The following is a 19473-nucleotide window of genomic DNA, read 5'->3' on the forward strand; positions in this document are numbered from 1 at the left end:
TGTCTATTTCAGATATTCCTGAGGGATCCGAGACCATCTAAGATGAGAAGATCATAACTAGATAATTTATTCAATGCGTTGCGTAATGACTTGATTTGGTCGAGTTGATTCAGCTTTTCTAATCGATGTAAAATAGATGGAAAATAGATGCATAGTACACAGTTAATCCTTGTGCTAGGACAATTACCCCAAGTCCACTAACAAGCATGGTTTTGCCTAAACCCGGTTCTCCGATTAAGATTGGATTTAGTCTTTCATCTATAAACTCTATGAGCAGTAATGATTTAAGTGCATCTATATTACCTTTAGGCCAAGCCTAATCAAACTGTGGTACGTGCTTAACGATGTAAAGTTTAGATTGTGTTAAACGCTTATGTAGACTCGTTTAGTTTTTATGCATTAATTCTAGTTAGCAATACTCAAGCAATCGTTACATTTCATCTGCCGATGTCATTAATTGCCGACGTTGCCGTAACTTGTCTCTTAGCGTATGACTCACGTTTATGTCTTTGATCACAAGGGTGGCAAAGATGATTACTCCTAACGCAGTTTGTGCAGATTTCAAATGAGGTATTGAAGTCGGTCCATTGAGTATACCGACCTTGTTTAGTAGCACGTACTTGGCAGATAGATTCTATAGAAAGTAGTAGCGAGGAAAAGTTTTTTTCTGCGGCAAACGCTAAGGTTGACTTGATACTTTTGGCATTGAGCTCAGATAGCGAAGAAAGTACAAATGAATCGGAGTGAGAGGCTTCTGGGTAGGATATTTGAGCGATGTTCCTCAACTTTATGATAAGGAGCTAGTCAATTAGATAAAGGCATCTCATAATTATCACGGTGCCATGTAAGTGTGGTCGTCCTCTGAGTACATTAGGCTTGTCGCGTAAAGAAAAGTGATTATTGTACTCGCTCCAAATTGGTTGAGTATTCCCCTACATATTACCATCAGAAACTATCGAATCCAAAGCCCCTTATCGAAAGCATAAACTACATCACATTTTTGACTAAACTCTAGGTATAATTATCGTTATTATTAAAATTAGAAAAATGCGGAGAAAAAAATTTGCGCACTTTTTAACAACCATTGACACTAATGTAAAGGGCCTAAAGCATAAGTAAATTATAACTTATCAAAAAAACAAAGCAACAAATTGCGCTGCTACTGCAACTACGATTGTCAATTTCTTATGAATTTTTTTACCCACTCATCAGCCGGTTTATTTTGTATTTCCTCAACAGAAGACCACTGAAGCAGTTGCTTGTTACTAATTACTCCAACTAAATCTGCCATTAAAAAAGCTTCCTGTTGATTATGTGTCACAAGAATAGCCGTTTGGTCTCTTTTTTTAAGGATATTAACCAGTTCAGGGAGTAGTCGCTCCCTCGTTTCTATGTCTAGATTGGAAAATGGTTCATCTAAAAGCAAAAGTTTAGGCTCTGTCGCAAGGGCTCTAGCTAAAGCCACTCGTTGCTGTTGACCACCCGAAAGTGCATGGGGATAGCGAAGTGCAAAATCCGATAGTCCTACTAACTCGAGGAGCTCTGACACTTTATCAAACCTGGCCTTTTTAGATAGTGATTTTAAACCAAATCCGATGTTATCAGAAATATTTAGATGAGGGAAAAGAGCATAATCCTGAAATACCATTCCCACATTTCTCTTTTCAGGTAAAGCTAGTGAATTAGGAGTGGAGATGATTTGTGAATCAAGAATAATTCTCCCATCACATAAAGGCTCAAAACCTGCGATAGCTCTAAGTAAAGTGGTTTTTCCACACCCTGACTCTCCTAAAAAACAACCTATTTGGCCCTTCGGTAGTTGAAGTGAAAGAGATTCAATGATTGAATCTTCTGAATAGCACACAGTAATTTGTTCTAATTTTAAAAAATCTTGCATATGTAGCCTTACATTTTTCTATAAATATTTTGTGATGCTTTAGCCAAAAAGATAACAGGAAGTAATCCAACAAGTACAATCAATACAGCCGCAATTGCACCTTCTTCATAACTTCCTCTTGCAGCTTCAGCATAAAGTAATGTAGCTAACGTTTCAAAATTCAATGGACGCAGCAAAAGTGTTGCTGGTAATTCTTTCATTGTATCGACAAATATGAGTAAAGCCGCTGTCAGCAATGAAGGTTTAAGCAATGGCAAATGTATATGAAAAAGTGTTTGCCAACTGTGTTTACCTAATAAACGAGAAGATTGTTCAAGTGAGGGAGGGATCCTTGATAATCCAGAAGATAAACTACCAATTGAAATGGCCAAGAAGCGAATCACGTAAGCTAATAATAAACCTAAAATCGAACCTAGCATAATTTGTTTGCTGAAACCGAATTGTTGAAACAAACCATCAGTCCAACCAAGAGGCGTTAATAACCCTATAGCTAAAACAGTCCCAGGTATAGCATAACCCAATGAAGTAATTTGTTTCAGTAACGCAGGGATAGGGGCTTTTTTAGAGTCACTCATTCTTCTCGCCCCCCACGCTATACACAAACCCAAAAAAAGTGTAATTATTACTGCCAAAAAAGCAATGAGATAGGTGTTTACTGCGCTCTTAATAAGAAGAGGTGATATACCATTACCTCTAATCAGTTGTATTATGCATTGTTTAATAAGGTAACTAGTTGGGATTAAAAATCCTATCAAGATAGGAAACCAGCACAAAATTGCAAGAAAAATACCATTAATTCCGTTTATTTTTCTTGGGACAATCAGTTTTGAACGACTACTATTGGTATATTGTGACGCTTTTCTTGCTTTTTTTTCTAAGTAAAGTATGAAAATAATAATCAAGAGCATCGTTAATGCGATTTGTGCAGCGCCACCAAAATTTGAACGATTTGCCCAAGTGGAATAAATAGAAGTAGTAAGTGTTTGTACACCTAGAAATTCAGAAGCACCAATATCATTTAATGTTTCTAAAAGTGCTAAGCTAAGCCCGACAATAATAGCTGGCCTTGCCAATGGAAGCACTACACGTTTTAAAATATCATAGCGTGATGATCCTAAAGATTTAGAAACCTCAATAAGATTGGCAGATTGTGTCATCAACATAGCGCGAGTGGATAAATATACATAAGGATACAGAACAAATCCAAGCAATAACACTGCACTGAAGATTGGATAACTTCTTAAATTTGGCAATCTAAGATCTCTAGGAGAACTGTAGCCTAAGAACTCTCTAATGAGGGATTGTACTGGGCCTAAAGGATGTAGAATATCGATATATGCATAAGCAATAATATATGTAGGAACTGCAAGAGGGAGAAGAAGCGCCCAATTTAAAATCGATTTGGACGGGAATTGATAAAATGTCATCAAAATAGCTGCCCCTGTGCCTAAAAGCGCTACAACAATACCGACCCCAATAAGTAATACTAAGGTAGAAGTCGTGACATTAGGCAGTACATAATCAATTAAATGCTGCCAATGAAATAAATCACTACTCAAAGCCCAAAATACTAATGATATAACAGGGGAGAGAACAATCAGTGCTAGGAGAAATGAGATGTTCAAACTTAACCAACCACGTTGCTTCTGCAATTGCAAGGCATGTTTAATAGACAGTTTTAGATTAGATGTATGAGACAAAAGTTAAGTTCCATGCCGATTAAGTGAACAAAATGGTTTTCTAAATGCTAATAATTCTTATTTTAATATAAATTAACAGAAATAGAAACCATTCTCATTCACATTTTCAATTGGAAATAGTTAAGGTTTTAACTAACACTAAAAATTTATTTTTGCCGTTATCAAATCATATCAGAGTTTAAATTTATAAACGTCTATTTATAGTTCAATTTCTTGGTATACGCATATATTTACAACACGTTAAAAGAATTAATTTTAAGAAAAATTGTACTACACTTTGATGTCGTTATGAATGAAGCATTCATAATCGTCCCACATGCTGTTAGTAATTAGACTGCACTTACAACAGCACCTTATAATCATTAGGGCTAATTCAGAAAATTTTTAATTTAATTTTAAATTGTTGTTTAATCGTTATTAAAATTTATCTATAAGAATAAAATTTATAATTAAGTGAAGAGTTAAAATATGCTAAAATTAAAATATTACAACAGAACACCATTTTAATGATAAGCAAACAAAATCATTTATAGAATTATATTTTCAGGTAAGGATTTTATGAAAGAGACTGTAGGGCATGATGTTAGAGATATCATTGAGTTATTTAATCACTGCTTTTTAGAAAATTACTCAACTATTCTCGTTAAAGGAGATGATGAACCTATTTATCTTCCCTCTTCTACAGAGTGTAAATATAATCAAATAATATTTGCTCACGGATACTATGCAAGTGCTTTACATGAAATTTCCCACTGGCTAGTTGCTGGAAGTGAGAGAAGGCTATTGGAAGATTATGGATATTGGTACTGCCCAGACGGACGTGATAAAGAGACGCAGAGTCAATTTGAAGCAATGGAAGTCGCCCCACAATCCTATGAATGGATGCTTTCAGTTGCTGCAAATTTCCCCTTTCAGGTAAGTTGCGATAATCTGAACGGTTTATTTGAACCAGATCACCGCGCTTTTAGGCAAAGAGTATATAATAAGGTGATAGATAGATTAAAAGAGCCTTTTTCCGAGAGATTTTCAATTCTCATAAATGCATTACACGCATTTTATAAAACCCCCGCTCTTAAGCCTGAGCAGTTTATTTTATAATTTATAGAACGCTTATGTTCAGCCAAATTTGTAATATATGCATGTTTTATTAGCTTTATAATTAATATGATTTATTTTAAGTCCTTTTTTACATATTGACATTAAAACCCATTACTTATTAAGGTAATCTATGAAAATCCAGAAAAAAAATAAAAAATTAGTGATTGTATTTACAGTATTGGCCATTTTAATGTTGGCATGGGGCGCAACAACTTGGGTAATAGGTAATAGTGCGAAAAATAGAATAAATGACTATGTAGGCGAAATAAATAAAAAAATTCAAGCAGATGATAGATTCTTTATTAAACCTCGATTTGTTTTAAAAAATTTTAAACACTCTTTCTTTTCTGCAGATTTTATACTTTCAGTTGAAATTGAAAATATTTCAAAATTAAGAGAACTCCATGACATTAGCTCTTTTAAGTCTTCTGGAACAAGTTATATGAGTAAGGAGGAATTAGATGATTATGAAAAACAAGTGAATGAGCAGGCTGATTTTATTCATCTAATCGATATCAATAATACCGTAAAGTTTGGACCTTTCCCCAAAATTGGGCAGGGAAATCTATTACCAGGTCTTATGGATATTAAATCTGTAAGTACCTTAAACAACTTAAATCCCGAAGTTAAAAAATTCTTATCTTTAATAGGTATTGAAGAGATTAAGCAAGATCTATTCAGTCATCCACTTTTATTAGCTCAAACAACACTTTTCTTTGATTCAAGTATTGATACTCATATGCAATCGGCTCCATTTGATTTGAATGCTAAAACGTTTGCTGTTAGATTTGATGGATTAGAATTAACATTTAATAATTCCTCCGATCATAAATTGGAAACACATATCGGATCATTTACAGTATATACCCCCTTTGTTGTTAACGACGATATAAATCAAGAAATGGCCTCTAAATTTAATACTTATGCCAAGGATCTTTCCCCTATGTTTTCCATTGGAAAAATTGATTTAGAAAATAACTATGAAAATAAAGCTGGAGAACAATTCAGCGGTCAAACAAAATTGAGTGTTGGCCCAATAGCAATACTAGATCCTTACTATTCTATTCCTTCATTTTTTGAAAATATAAAGGTGATACGATTTAAAATCGATGGATTTGAACTAGTTTATGATAGGCAAATAGCAAATGATCAAATCTATAACGAACAGTATCATATTACTTTTAGGCCAATAAATGCTTTGTATTTGATGTTTTTTGACGAAATTAAATACGGGAAATTAAATATAACTCCTATAAAAATTAATGGAGAAACTCATAATACAAGCATGGATTTACTCTTAAAACAATCCGAAATCACTAGTAATAGATTTAAAAATATAAGGCAATCAATAATAACTGGAGACTTTGACCACTTATTAAATCGCCAAGCATATTTACAGCAAGAGTTTTCTCAGTTTCTCTCCTTGCTTACAAAATTTTCGGGTATTTCAAACTATGTCATCAATCCTGTAGAATTAAATTTATTTTTTGAAAATAAATCAGCAAATGTAAATATCAAATCAGGGGAATTTTCTTCAAAATGGGAAAAAAAAGGGACGGATTTAAATTCTCCACTATTGATAAATTCAAAACTAACCTCTTTTGATTTTAATCAGCCACACGCGAATAAACACTTTTCTTTAAAAGAGTATGAATCATCTTCTGCTTTTTCTTTAGATAGTTTTTTTCCATTAACACTCGATTATTCAGTTGGTGAAATAAATTTAGCTAACCAAGACGATGTAAGCTATGCAGGTAAAAAATTCAATATTGCATTCGATATCAATAATAAAGCTGAAAGTCTTGAGCTTAAGCAAACACTGAAAGGAGAAGATATTACTGTTAATCAAGTCGACTTAGGCAGTTTCAATATTGAGCACGATGCACAAAATTTGGATAAATCGGCATTTACTGCACTAATCAAAATGTTTGTTGAATCACAATTCAATAATATAGATGAAGAACATAGCTATTTTGTCGATGAAGATACTTTAGAAGATGAAACAGAAGATAAATTAATGTCACTTTATACTGATGTATTAGCTAATGGACCTACAATAAGTGCTAATTATACTTTAAGTGATAATAAGCGTTTAGAGGCAAATTCTACAGTATCACTAAATGTTGATCTTAAACCTGCGGCCAATAACTCGAGGAATAATCACACAGGGTACCTAGCTAAGAATCTTGAACTTATCGATAAGCTTACCCTTAATTTTGATGCGAATATCAATTCATTTGCGGATTTCTATGCTAAAACAAAAGCGCTTTCTACGATGAACTGGGCAGGAACACCTTCAGCTGAAAATATTCAAACTAATCTTGATTATTTTGATCGTATTTTGTTGAAACCTTCTTCACAATCAGCACTTTCACAATTAATTTCTATCAACAATGAAACTATTTCAAGTAGGATAAAAATCGATAGAGAAAAAGTTACTATAAATGGTCAGAGCAGGACTTTGGAAGATATTTTAACTTTATGGTCATCTCAATAAGAGATATGTTTTATCAATGGTATACAGCATGTTTTGACCACTAAATTAATAGCAAAATATATTAAAGCCCAAGATCAGTAAAAGGGCTTTATCATATTCATTAGCCTTAATTCTGCTTTGCACTATTTTTTGGGCACTAAAGGGGGAGCTGATTACTATAAAAACATTTGAACCATATTTACTCCTAAACGAATTATGTTGCATTACTAACAGATCTGAATTCAAAATTGAATTAACTAATCAAGTTTTGATGGTTAAATTAGTACTAGTGATAAATTGATAATTTTGTTAAAATGTCAAACTGTGTAAAAAGAAATGTTATTTATAAGAAAGGTATAGAAAGGTTTTATTTCTGTTTTTTAATTTTAATACTATAATTTGGCGTTTATCCTCGTTAAATACTCCTTAGATTCATATAACCCTCATGTTAGGGCTATAATCTCATTTAATGACGTGAGTGACTTCCATCTATTTCTCAGCTAGGTGCTGTTATGAGTTTTTTATCGCTTGAGTTCATACTCGTATTTACTTTTTTTCTTATAATTTATTGGTTACTAGCCAATAAGCCAAAAATACAAAATGGACTGATCCTCTTAGGCAGCTATGCCTTTATCTCATCATTCTCGCTATATGCAACTTTAGTATTATTTGCATATAGTACTTTGATTTATATTTTATCCTTGCTGAGTCATAAAATAAGAAAAAAACATTTTCCAGTATATTTGTTGTTGTTATTGATTTGTATTATGTTTTTCTTATTTAAGTATTATGATGCCATTCGTGAATTTGTTCTTTTTATAGGCCAATTTTTCGGCTTTAATCTAGGCCTTCCATTAATTAATTTAGCCCTACCAATAGGTTTATCTTTTTATCTATTTCATTCAGTTAGCCTGATTGTTGAACAGCAAAAAAATACACGTTTAAAATATACTTTTTTTCAAACTCTCACTTATTTGAGTTTTTTTCCAAGCTTAGTTGCAGGTCCTATTAATCGTGTAAATGATACTAAGCATCAACCTGGATTAATGTCCCAGTTACTGTCATCTGAATATAGGAAAATGATTGAGCCTAAAAGGGCTTTTATTTATATTCTTATGGCGACTTTTAAACTTTGGGTTTTGAGTAGCTATCTAGATGAATGGTTTGTTAATGATCTTTTTTCTACGCCTGCAAACTCCTCCACATTAACTGTTCTAATCGGGCTCTACGCCTATGCTTTTCAAATTTACTTTAACTTTTCAGGCTATAGCGAATTAGTTTTAGGGTTAGGCATGCTTTTGGGATTTAGGTTACCACTGAATTTTAAAAACCCTTACATAGCTGAAAATTTAAAACAATTTTGGGATAGATGGCACATCTCGCTGTCCTTGTTTATCAGAGATTTCATTTATATCCCCTTAGGTGGAAGCAGAAGTGGTTTTCTCATAACTCAGCTAAATGTCCTGATTGCTATGACAATCTCAGGGATTTGGCATGGCGCTGGCTTAACATTTTTGTTTTGGGGTATTTTACACGGAGTGGGGCAAATAATTACTAACTGTTACTCACGGCTTATACAATACCGTATTGAAAAAAAAGCAAATATTGCAAAAGCATTAGCTACATTTGAAATTAGTAAGGAACTTCCTGTTAATAGCTCAAGCATAAAAGAAAATTTTTTTGCTGTTTTTGTTACTAAAAATTTTTATAGGCTTTTAACTTTTCACTTCATTTGTGTTACGTGGATATTTTTTAGAGCAAATAGCTTTAGTGATGCTATTGCGATAGTTGAACATTTATTTATATGGGATCAGAGTGCTCTTGCTGATTTTAATTTTTTAACTATATGTATAATTATCGCAACTATTCTTTTTTATCCATCTATAGTAAAAATGATCAATGCATGGATTGAAAAATTAGTTTTTTTAAATTGGAAATATTTTGTTTTGATTCTTATTTTATTAATGCAATTTGTGATTTATATCGCCCCGTCAGGCGTACCAGGATTTATTTATGCCTCGTTCTAATAATGTGTATGATGAGTTACGTGAAATGCTCGAATCTAATCAATCACTATTAAGTGACATTGATAAACTTACTACTCGTGATTCAGCGTCGATAACTGCTACTGAAAAACAAGGTGAAGGTGAATATCAAATTTCTTTGGATAATAGAAACAGCAATAATAAAAAAGATGAAGATACTGAAATCTTAATGGACAAACCTGATTTAACTCAGGCAATAGCAATATCTCAGCTCCAAGAATCTTACAATGCAAAGAAAAAAGAGATAGAACAAGCAGTGAATAACAGTGAAATTAAAGTGGATAATGAACTGAATGATTTAACTGTGTATACATCTTCTAATACCTCCTCTTTTCTAGAAGAAAAATTGAATTCTTCTTTAGAAACCAAAAGGGTTGATTATCTTTACCCTGAAATAGAAATACCTTCAGATGAAGAGGTTGTATTAGGAGATTTCGATGAAGTTAATTTTATAGATTTTGATGAACCTATTACAACGGAATCAAAAGGGGCAAAAGAAGCTGATGAATTACTAAAAGAGTCTGCAGTAAATACACAGTCGGACGTTATAATAGTCGAAAAATCGTATGATAAAACTGATGGAGCTTCTGATGATTTTAGCTCAGCTACATTTCCTGAATCAATCAATCAAACAGAAGCAACCAATAAAAATGTATCTACGACACTCAATTCTGATGAGAATTTCTCAGATTTAAGTCTGTTGTCAATTGATAAAATTGCGGTAGCTAAAGAAGACAATCTTCAAGTTATTGCACATAATGAGTACAAAAATAGCATGGGTGTTACTGGCAACCAGGTTAAAAAAATGACAGGGCAAAAAGCTCCCAAGCTATTAAGCGATATTCATCAACCGAGCTATCTTTTTTTGTCTAACACTCTAAATAGTACGATATCTTCAGTTGAAACGATAAATCACAGTGAATCAAATGAAAACACAGAGGTGAAATATCCTGAAAAAACCAATTTAATTTCATCTAATGAAGCGATTGACAAATCACAGAATGAAAAAGTAAGTAGAGTAATAACTGAAGTAAATGTCGAAATAAAAGAAGAAACAAAAGTTGAAACAAAAGAAGAAATAAAAGTTGAAACGCTAAATGAAGCAAAAGATGAAATACAACTGTCTAATGTTCCAGTCATAAAGTTAGACTCTATTCATTTACCTAATGGACTGCAGATCTATTCTATTATTCGCAAAATTGATTCTGACTCTGATGATTTTGATGGTGTAAGCTATGAATTGAGCGAATTTAACGACAAGTTTCCAATAAAAGACCTCGAAATAGATACGTGGATAGCTATTTCATCCATCATGCTTTTGCTATGGTTTTTCATTTGGTTTAATCAAAATTCAATCAATATCTATTTTCAACAGAAATATCATAAGCAGAGCCCGATAGAAATTCTAGATGGTTTTCAAGTGTGGCATTTCGGACAAAATATTCATGAAGCTATTGAAAATAGCTTTGTTAGTTTGTTTTTTGGCCCTAATAGCGTGGTATATGAATCTAAGAAATTAAATCAGCTAGAATCTGATTCTACACTATTAGGAAATTTACAGGGTAGTGACGAAAAAAAATATAATCAGATTTCTCATGATAAACTTGATGAGATGAAATCTAATGATACGCAACTGGCAAATGAATTCCAGGATAAGATAATAGCCTCTTCGCCAAGCCAAAAAAATTCACTGAGTAGCTCATCAAATAAAGCCAACAATTTTCATAGAACTTATGCGGATTTTCTAGTTAGAAATATTCAAAATACATCTTCGTCCCTCAGAAAAATTGAAGTCTTAGGAGTTGTTTCTCTTTCTTCCACTTTGGCCCATAATAGTGGCTATAATGAGAATAATTCCTCAGCCAATATGTCGTCTAATGATCTATCTAAGGAAGGTCTAAAATCAGAATTAACTCCTCAATATGGGTATGTTTTAGAGGATAAAGAGAAGGTATTTTTTATCGGTGATTCATTGATGCAAGGAGTGGCCCCTTATGTGATGAATCGATTAAAAAGTAATTTTGATGTGGATAGCATAAATCTTAGTAAGCAAAGCACTGGCTTAACATATAATCGTTCTTTTAATTGGTTAACTACTATTGAAAAAACACTGTCTGAAAATCCAGATATAGGGCTATTAGTTGTCATGCTAGGGGCAAACGATCCCTGGTCTATGCGCGTTGGTAAAGGAGAGCCTTATCTTAAATTTAATACGCCAGCATGGGATGATGTCTATTTAAATAGAATTCAAACTATTTATCAATTAGCGGCTCAAAGAAATATTGGTGTTGTTTGGGTTGGTGCGCCTTTAATGAAGGAGCAAGAATTAAGCCAAGGCGTAACGCATTTAAATACCCTTTATAAGCAAATCAGCCAAAAATTTGGCGGGATCTATCTAGACAGTAATGTTATGTTCAGTTATCAGGGAGAAAACTACGATGCGTACGCTCCTTGGCAAGGTAATGCCGTTAAAGTAAGAGCTAATGATGGCGTACATTTCACTCCAAGAGGGCAAAAAATTATTGCTGAATATATACTTTCTTTAATTGGTGTTAAAAAAACTGTTGATGAAGCTACTAATAACAACAGTTTAGTTGACAGCAATAAAACTGAACAAAATGAGCGTCAGATATTAAATGCTAAACACTCAGTTGAAAGTATAAGAGACCCATTGACGCCCCAAAAACCAACTCAATCAAAAATTACAGAAAATGTAACGAATCAAGATTTTGGGAATGTACGCTCAGATTCGGCTATTTCAAATACTAAATTAAGAAATACCCCATCAGTTGAACAAAACTATCGAAAACAAGATCAGGGGAGAACTTATAATAAGAGTTTACAAGACAGCGGTAGACCAAAAATGTCGACTCCAGTTCCTTCACAGTTTAAACCAAAAGAAGAACCGATTGAAATCTTTTAAAAAGGAAAATGATTTGAAACTTTATAAGCATTATATTATTTTTGGTATAAAACCTATCAGTTCAACTTTTGCTAAAAAGAATAAATTGATGACTGTGCTCACATTTATGTTTAGCTGCTTATTATTAGGTTGCAGTAGTAGCAATGCGTCTGAAACTAATACACCTAAGTTACCTACAAATGCAACACCAGTTAAAATAGGTCATCTATATATCCCCAACAATCAAGTTTTTGAGGGGATCAAAGGGGTATTAAATTCCTCTAATAGCAAACGTACCCATTTTATCCAATTAGGTGATTCTCACACTGCAGCCGATGTATTTACAGGTGAAATTCGTCAACTTTTACAAAGAGAATTTGGGAATGGGGGAATAGGGTTTATACAACCCACAGAGGTTACTGGTATTCGCTCTAATCTTGTGACTATTAGCTCTGAGCAAGGTAAATTCAGTTTATTAAGTAGCAGAAGTGATCAAAGCCCTATCTTTCCGCTTGGGGGGTATTTGCTTGATACTAAAGGTAATTCTGGTAGTATCAAATTATCACCTAGAAAGACAGTTTCTTCAGACAATGCCCTTCAGGCTAGAGCACTCTATTTTACAAATTCAGCAGCTAGTATGAGTATAAATGGAAATTCTCTCAATTTGCCACCAACTAATAACCTCTGGAAATGGTCCGATGCAGTGAAAAACGTTCATTTACCTGTTACTATAACTTTCTCTAAGAATAGGTCACTAAAAATTGGTGGATATTATTTAGAGAATATGAGCGATAAAGGAATTGTTTTTTCTGCGCTAGGTATTAATGGTGCTCAAATTAACTACTGGGATAGGTGGCATCATAGCTGGAAGCAAAGTTTAAAAACTTTGACGCCTGATGTAATGTTAATCGCATATGGCACAAATGAAGCGTTTGGCAATAACCTTGATATTTCTGCTTATGCATCAGATTTAAATAATCGTATGCGAACGTTAAAAAGTACCTATCCAAATACTTTATTTATTGTAATTGGCCCACCTGATTCTCAAAAAATCAACAAAAAAAATAGTCAAACATGTAACCAAAGCTATTCTGATCAGTTAGCAAGGGTAATAGAAATTCAAAAAGATTCTGCCCTTAAGAATGGTTTTGCATTTTGGAATTGGCAAGAGAGTATGGGAGGCAGTTGTTCAATTACTCGTTGGCTAGCACAAGATATGGCTAAACCTGATCTAGTTCATTTAACAACTAGTGGATATACTCAAAGTGCGAATCAATTTGTTAAAGATTTAAAACGTGTACTAAATTAGTTGATCTTTACACCTGTTATGCCAGCAACTTAAAAAAATTGGAAATTACCAGGTTTGGGGCGTATAAAAATATAAAAGAGCTCACTGCAGGAAAAATGAACAAAGCAAGAGACACAAACATTGTCTCCCTAAAAATAGCAGTATAAATAACTACCGTTTATCATCAATAACAAGAGATAAATGGTAGTTATTAGGGTTATAAGCATTTAAATCGCAGGCAATTTAAGAGACAATAGACTCCATAATCATATACAGAGCAAAGGGTTATATCTTAAGCAAGATCATTGTGTTGTTCACTATAATTCGTGCAGCAAACGTTAACCGATAGGATTAACTGAAACTATGCAGTGACTAAATAGAAGGCTTGAGAATGAACCAGTAGCGATTAAGTAATATCGCAGCAGTCGCTTGATTCTAACTGCGATCGTATCGCTTAGTTTTAGAGCTGACGTGTTCAATTAAGTCCAGATACTTAACCTATTAGGTAAAACCATAAATCCTTAAATTCTTAAATCCATCAATAAATGTGTGAATTTATCAATTTTTGAACAGTAAATGGCAGTTAAATCATTGAATATTGAATAAACCATTGGTTGACAGCCCCATCACAAGAAAACTCTGCCATGACAGCAAATGAATATTTTTGCTATCAATATTATCACTTAACACATCAGTTCATTTATAAGTATCTAGCCGATAGTTTGGCAAGTTAAGGTAGACAAAGTATTACATTTTTTGCAAGTGTAAAGAGCTTTGCAGTAAGTGCGTTGCAAATTAATGCATTAAAGCTAATTTTTGAATCGTTTGATAACATTCTCCACTAGCTAAAATATTAAGCACTTTTTGCGCATTTGCTTTTAAGTCATCTTCTCCAAAGAGTCTCATTAGCATGCTAACATTCAAAGCTACCGCTGTATTATGTGATTTTTCACCGTGACCCTGTAATAACTGAGTGATGAGTCTTTTATTTTCAAGTGGGCAACCACCGACTAGCGACTCAATCGGATATCGTGACAGTCCAAAATCTTCAGGAGCTACTGTGTATTCAACAATTTTTCCATCTTTGAGTTCCGCTATTTCTGTTTCACCATCAACAGTAATTTCATCAAGCCCATTTCCGTGTACGACTATTGCTTTTTGATAATGCAAAGCATGTAATGTTTCAGCTATCGGTCTTATAAGAGATTTATTATAAACACCAATAAGTGCAAAAGGTGGCCTAGCAGGATTAATTAAGGGGCCAAGAACGTTGAATATTGTTCTTGTCTTTAACGATTGTCTGACTTCAACTGCATGCTTAAAACCCGTGTGGTAGTGAGGTGCAAATAAAAAACACAGATTTAAATTATCTAATGCTTGCTTTGAAGTTTCAGGGGGTAAATTAAGAGAAATCCCAAAAGCATTAAGTAAATCTGATGAGCCTGATTTACTTGATACACTCTTATTACCGTGTTTTGCAATTTTATACCCAAGAGTTGCAGCAACTACGGCACTTGCAGTGGATACATTGATTGTATTTGCACCATCTCCACCGGTACCTACAATATCAGCAAAAGGGTAGTCAGGGCGAGGAAAGGGTTTAGCATCCAATAAAAGTGCGTTAGCTGCACCAGCAATTTCTTGAGGTTTTTCACCTCTAATTTTCATTGCAACTAATGCCCCAGCTAGCTGAGCTGACTCAAGTTTGCCGGCAATAATGGATTGAAACAGTGTCTGACTTTCAAATTGCTCAAGGACTTCACCTTCAAACAATTTTTGCAAAAGAGAATGCATAAAAAAATCCTTATTAATATTTCAGTTTATTCATTTAAATTATAATCAAGAATGGCTTCATCCCCAGATATGCCCCGAAAAGCAAAATTTTCCTTAGGAATTTCTTGAAGTATTATTTCTATATCTGTTTTGTTTATATGCAAAATCTCTTCAAAGGATTTAAATAGTTCAGAAATGAGAAATTTGCGTGTTTGCTTGCATAAAAATGATAATTTTCTATATTGGGTTTTATTACTTAAGTAAGTTAATTTTCTATTAGACACCACTCTAATGTTCGATTTAACAATTTCTCACCTTGAGGTGTCAGTATTGATTCTGGATGAAATTGATATCCCACAATTTTTAATTCACGATGCCTAACAGACATAACGATTTTATCTTTAGGAGCAGATCCTGTGAGATAATCATAATAACTATTAACAATTAACTCATCAGGGATATTAGTACCAACTAAAGAGTGATAGCGTGCAACGCTCATAGGGTTTGGCAAAAGAGAGAACATCTCCTGTTCATCGTGAAAAATTAGTGACGAGGAACCATGCACAATTTCTGGAGCTCTAGTAACTTTTCCTCCTAAAGCTTGTATTATTGCTTGATGACCAAGGCAGATACCAATTATTGGATAATTCTGTTTTGCATATTTAATTAAGTCCATCAAGCAACCTGCATCTTCAGGACGTCCTGGGCCAGGAGAAAGCATTATGATAGGAGATTCTAACTCACTTAATTTTTTTATTATTATTTCTAAAGGAGTTGAATTTCTGTAAACGGTAACTTGATGCTTTTGATAACGCAACTGATCGACTAAATTGTATGTGAATGAATCAAAATTATCTAAAAGTAAAATATTTGCCATGTTATGCCCCTTGACTATGTGCTTTAATAATCGCATTAATTACTGCGCTGGCTTTAGCTCTTGATTCATCGGCTTCGAGTTGGGGAACTGAATTTAAAACAACCCCTGCACCAGCTTGTACATGTGCAATATCATTTTCAACATAAGCGGAACGAATAACGATGCAGGTGTCAAAGCACCCTTGATGATTAAGATAACCAATCGCCCCACCATAGCTGCCTCTCTTTGTTTTTTCTGTTTGAGCGATTAAAGACATTGCTTTAACCTTAGGTGCTCCAGTCAATGTTCCCATATTCATACAGGCAAAATAAGCATGGAGCACATCTAAATCTTTGCGAAGTGTTCCAACCACTCTTGAAACTAAATGCATGACGACAGAGTATCTATCTACTTTAGTTAAATCGGCAACATAACGACTACCAGGTTCGCAAACTCGAGATAAATCATTTCTGGCTAAATCTACTAGCATGGTATGTTCAGCCAATTCTTTTTTATCATTTCTTACTTCGTATTCCAATCTAGAATCTAAATCAAAATTAATTGAGCCATCAGGATTTTTCCCCCTTGGCCTTGTTCCTGCAATAGGATAAATTTCAATTTGTCTACTTTTTGAATCGTACTTAAGCGCGCTTTCTGGCGATGCCCCAAAGAGTGTAAATGTTTCATCTTGCATATAAAACATGTAAGGACTAGGATTTTGTTTCTTTAACACCTGATAAGCACTTAAAGGTTTAGGGCAAGCTAAAGAAAACCGACGAGAAGGAACAACTTGGAAAATATCACCAGCAAGAATATTATTTTTAAGCGAAGATACTTGATCGCAGTAGGTACTATCATCAAAGTTAACATTGACATTATTGATGTTAAGCTTATGAAAATCCTCAATTATTACTTTATTTTTTAAAAAGATAGGAATTTTTTGGTCTAATTGTGAGTGTAAAATATTCAGTCTATTTAACAGAGAATTACGCTCGGCAGGCGAATCAGAAAACAAAGTTGCTTGTAGATGTGACTGCTGGGTTTGATGATCGATAAACATCATTGTTTCAGCTAAATAAAAACAGAGATCTGGACAATTTGTTTCGTTGACAACTTCCGGAAGTGACTCATATTGATAAATTAAATCATAGGCAAATAACCCACCTAAAAAAATCGCATTGGGATTGTTTATATCCACTTTATCAAAGGTTTGGATCAACCTAAATATATCAAACACACTGACTGATTTTATCCTAGTGTCTTCGTCTAAATGCTGATCTTGCAAGGGGATCTCAAAATTTAATTTATTTTCTGATGATGAAAGCAAATTTAGTTCTTTAGGATAATTTTTTCTTATAAAATCAAGCATGACAAGTGCATTTTTAGATTTTGCTTCTATACAAAGATTTTTGCTTATCAGAGTTATTTTGAGGGCTGAATCAATGATCATTATGCTTTTTAGATTATCTTTACTGTCGATTTCAGCTGATTCAAGTAACAAACTATCCTGTTTATCTAGGCACAATAGTTCAAAAACCTGTGTCGGATCTTTATGGTAAGGAATAGCCATTTTTAATGTGGATATTCTTGCTGCAGATGGGTTTGTCATTATTTCTCCTAATATTGTACTAGTAAACTAGTTCATTAGTATACTATTTTGTAAGTTAAAGTCAAATTATTTAATCTAAAAGTCACAATTATTATACTATAAACAACAGTGAAGACTGAAAATAGCCTATAATTGAAGTCGTTGAAAAACTTTAAAATAGTGACTAATTGTAATAAAATGATTATAGGTGAACCATTGAATGGTTAACTACATCCGAGAATTTTTTCTTATTCTAATTACTTGTCTTTATCACTTATCTCCATTATTTATACATTTACGTATAGTTTCATAAAAAACTTTCCAACACTTACATCCAAAATCATTTCTCATCGTAGTTTAGAGTTTTATAAATAGTTAATGCTAAAAATATAAAATCATGTTCTTAATATATGATTGATGGAAGACAGAACAATGGGCTTATTGACTGCTTTTTAATGAAATAAGTTCAGGTTTAACTTTCCTAAAATCTTATGGTTAAATAACTATCGGCATGTCGATTGATATTTGTAAAATGCAAAAACCCTCATACTCTAATGAAATCTATTGGTAATATTGTTAAAATAGTCATTTTAAATAGGTAATTAACTTTTCTATCAATGAATTACTTAACATTGCAGCTTGTATCCTGATGGCCTTACAGTGGACATTAAACATTAATTAAACCTGCATCTTAATTTCTTTAAGGTATAGAATAAAAATATGTAAGCGTTAAAGTGTCTATATCAATAAGCAAAATATCAATGCGAACTCTCATACGTTTTTAGTACTTCAATAAAATTATCTAAATCAAAAAACAAGTGTTAACTTCGATTAAGCTGTACCTTAAATTCAAGATATGGTTACACATCATGTGAATGTTAGAATGCTAATATGTCTGTGCTATTCAAAAACCAGTTACAAGAAGGAAAACACTTAAAGATATGCCCTTAAAACCATATCGTTACCCACAAGATCACGAGTTTCTATTTTATGGGTAAGATTCTGTTTTTAAATGACTTAAAACACTGAAAATGGTATTCAGGCATTTAAATAAAGCAAAAGATAGGTTAGTAATGCAATATAAAAAGACTTTTTTAGTAAAAAATTAACCTCATATCCATAAAAAATGTTAAATCTATCAGCACAATAACACTTGCGGGTAAGGATATGCATTAAAATCTGTATAATATTTGGCGTCAAAATTTATCGCATATTAAGAGTGCGGAAAATAGCCAAATATCTATACATTTAGATAGCCATTAAAAAGTGATTCTGAAGTGATAAATAAACAGCAGGATTGGCTGTAAATTAAATGCTATAGCGATATTTATAAACCCTCTCGATTGAAATTGCGAAAATAACCATTGGCAAACTATCTGGGGGTGTCCGTAGATAGATGCTAACGAATAATATAACATCCGTTTCTGGTCTTAGACACTGTTTTAAAGCCTTTCATTAAAACAGTTAACCGCAAATCTAGCAAGTTCCGTTATTGCTGATAAAATTGAAACATCCAAATGATTATTATTAACGATAGTTAAACAGCTTGAAGTCTCTATCTCGTCACTTTAAATAAATATTTGAATTGACCTATTTAGATGTATAAAATACATTATCTGCATCCAAGCAGCTGATTTACATATATTGTATTTACTTAAGTAACAAAGGATAACTCTCTTTCATTATGACTAAAAAATAACCTTATTATGCATATTAAGGTTGGCGATTGAGTGAATCGCAGCGTTATTCATTAACCGCACATCAATCACTTAATAAGAGAGGTGTGAGTACTTTTCAACTAACCGTGCAAGACTTAGGATTCATTAACGTACTCTCTAAGTGATGAGGCT

General features: G+C 33.1%; 12 protein-coding genes. 5 read left to right on the top strand and 7 right to left on the bottom strand.

The features are described 5' to 3' along the window. Positions 1-118: 118 nt before the first annotated feature. The 4 genes from ACFFIT_RS07440 to ACFFIT_RS07455 all read right to left on the bottom strand — a co-directional run bounded on the left by ACFFIT_RS07440 (position 119) and on the right by ACFFIT_RS07455 (position 3597). Positions 119-298, bottom strand: coding sequence for an ATP-binding protein (locus ACFFIT_RS07440; RefSeq protein ID WP_385877047.1), 180 nt, complete (start codon positions 296-298; stop codon positions 119-121). A 132-nt stretch (positions 299-430) separates the two neighbouring features. Then, the gene (locus ACFFIT_RS07445; RefSeq protein ID WP_385877029.1) at positions 431-616 is read right to left on the bottom strand and encodes a hypothetical protein; all 186 of its coding nucleotides are present in this window, start codon (positions 614-616) and stop codon (positions 431-433) included. Positions 617-1177: 561 nt separating this feature from the next. Beyond that, positions 1178-1897, bottom strand: coding sequence for an ABC transporter ATP-binding protein (locus ACFFIT_RS07450; protein WP_385877030.1), 720 nt, complete (start codon positions 1895-1897; stop codon positions 1178-1180). 8 nt (positions 1898-1905) lie between these two features. After that, positions 1906-3597, bottom strand: coding sequence for an ABC transporter permease (locus ACFFIT_RS07455; protein WP_385877031.1), 1692 nt, complete (start codon positions 3595-3597; stop codon positions 1906-1908). Positions 3598-4155: 558 nt separating this feature from the next. On the opposite strand from ACFFIT_RS07455, the gene ACFFIT_RS07460 reads away from it, so the two are divergent. From ACFFIT_RS07460 to ACFFIT_RS07480, 5 genes are all read left to right on the top strand, one after another. Next, positions 4156-4695 carry an elongation factor P hydroxylase gene (locus ACFFIT_RS07460; protein ID WP_385877032.1) on the top strand — a complete coding sequence of 180 codons (540 nt, stop codon included), beginning with the start codon at positions 4156-4158 and terminating at the stop codon, positions 4693-4695. A gap of 130 nt (positions 4696-4825) precedes the next feature. Then, positions 4826-7192, top strand: a complete 2367-nt coding sequence (locus tag ACFFIT_RS07465) for a DUF945 family protein (RefSeq protein WP_385877033.1) — start codon at positions 4826-4828, stop codon at positions 7190-7192. Positions 7193-7683: 491 nt separating this feature from the next. Next, positions 7684-9198, top strand: a complete 1515-nt coding sequence (locus tag ACFFIT_RS07470) for an MBOAT family O-acyltransferase (protein ID WP_385877034.1) — start codon at positions 7684-7686, stop codon at positions 9196-9198. Then, on the top strand, positions 9185-12139 hold the full coding sequence (locus tag ACFFIT_RS07475; protein WP_385877035.1) for an SGNH/GDSL hydrolase family protein: 2955 nt from the start codon (positions 9185-9187) through the stop codon (positions 12137-12139). Before ACFFIT_RS07470 ends, ACFFIT_RS07475 begins: the two co-directional genes overlap by 14 nt. A 13-nt stretch (positions 12140-12152) precedes the next feature. Continuing rightward, complete coding sequence (locus ACFFIT_RS07480) at positions 12153-13427, top strand: GDSL-type esterase/lipase family protein (RefSeq protein ID WP_385877036.1); 1275 nt, start codon at positions 12153-12155, stop codon at positions 13425-13427. Between the two features lie 774 nt (positions 13428-14201). Here the strand turns inward: ACFFIT_RS07480 and trpD are convergent. The 3 genes from trpD to ACFFIT_RS07495 all read right to left on the bottom strand — a co-directional run bounded on the left by trpD (position 14202) and on the right by ACFFIT_RS07495 (position 17644). Next, entirely contained in the window at positions 14202-15200 is a 999-nt protein-coding gene (gene trpD / locus ACFFIT_RS07485; protein WP_385877037.1) for an anthranilate phosphoribosyltransferase, read from the bottom strand. A gap of 244 nt (positions 15201-15444) precedes the next feature. Then, positions 15445-16056, bottom strand: coding sequence for an aminodeoxychorismate/anthranilate synthase component II (locus tag ACFFIT_RS07490; protein ID WP_385877038.1), 612 nt, complete (start codon positions 16054-16056; stop codon positions 15445-15447). A gap of 1 nt (position 16057) precedes the next feature. Further along, positions 16058-17644, bottom strand: coding sequence for an anthranilate synthase component 1 (locus ACFFIT_RS07495; RefSeq protein WP_385877039.1), 1587 nt, complete (start codon positions 17642-17644; stop codon positions 16058-16060). Positions 17645-19473: the final 1829 nt, after the last annotated feature.

The organism is Thorsellia kenyensis (genome assembly GCF_042432445.1).
Lineage (GTDB): Bacteria > Pseudomonadota > Gammaproteobacteria > Enterobacterales > Thorselliaceae > Thorsellia > Thorsellia kenyensis.

Bases quoted from the DNA above. Each gene is read 5' to 3' on its own strand.
- ACFFIT_RS07450 (WP_385877030.1), bottom strand. From the start codon at position 1,897: ATGCAAGATTTTTTAAAATTAGAACAAATTACTGTGTGCTATTCAGAA.
- ACFFIT_RS07460 (WP_385877032.1), top strand. From the start codon at position 4,156: ATGAAAGAGACTGTAGGGCATGATGTTAGAGATATCATTGAGTTATTT.
- ACFFIT_RS07465 (WP_385877033.1), top strand. From the start codon at position 4,826: ATGAAAATCCAGAAAAAAAATAAAAAATTAGTGATTGTATTTACAGTA.
- ACFFIT_RS07470 (WP_385877034.1), top strand. From the start codon at position 7,684: ATGAGTTTTTTATCGCTTGAGTTCATACTCGTATTTACTTTTTTTCTT.
- ACFFIT_RS07475 (WP_385877035.1), top strand. From the start codon at position 9,185: ATGCCTCGTTCTAATAATGTGTATGATGAGTTACGTGAAATGCTCGAA.
- trpD (WP_385877037.1), bottom strand. From the start codon at position 15,200: ATGCATTCTCTTTTGCAAAAATTGTTTGAAGGTGAAGTCCTTGAGCAA.
- ACFFIT_RS07490 (WP_385877038.1), bottom strand. From the start codon at position 16,056: ATGGCAAATATTTTACTTTTAGATAATTTTGATTCATTCACATACAAT.
- ACFFIT_RS07495 (WP_385877039.1), bottom strand. From the start codon at position 17,644: ATGACAAACCCATCTGCAGCAAGAATATCCACATTAAAAATGGCTATT.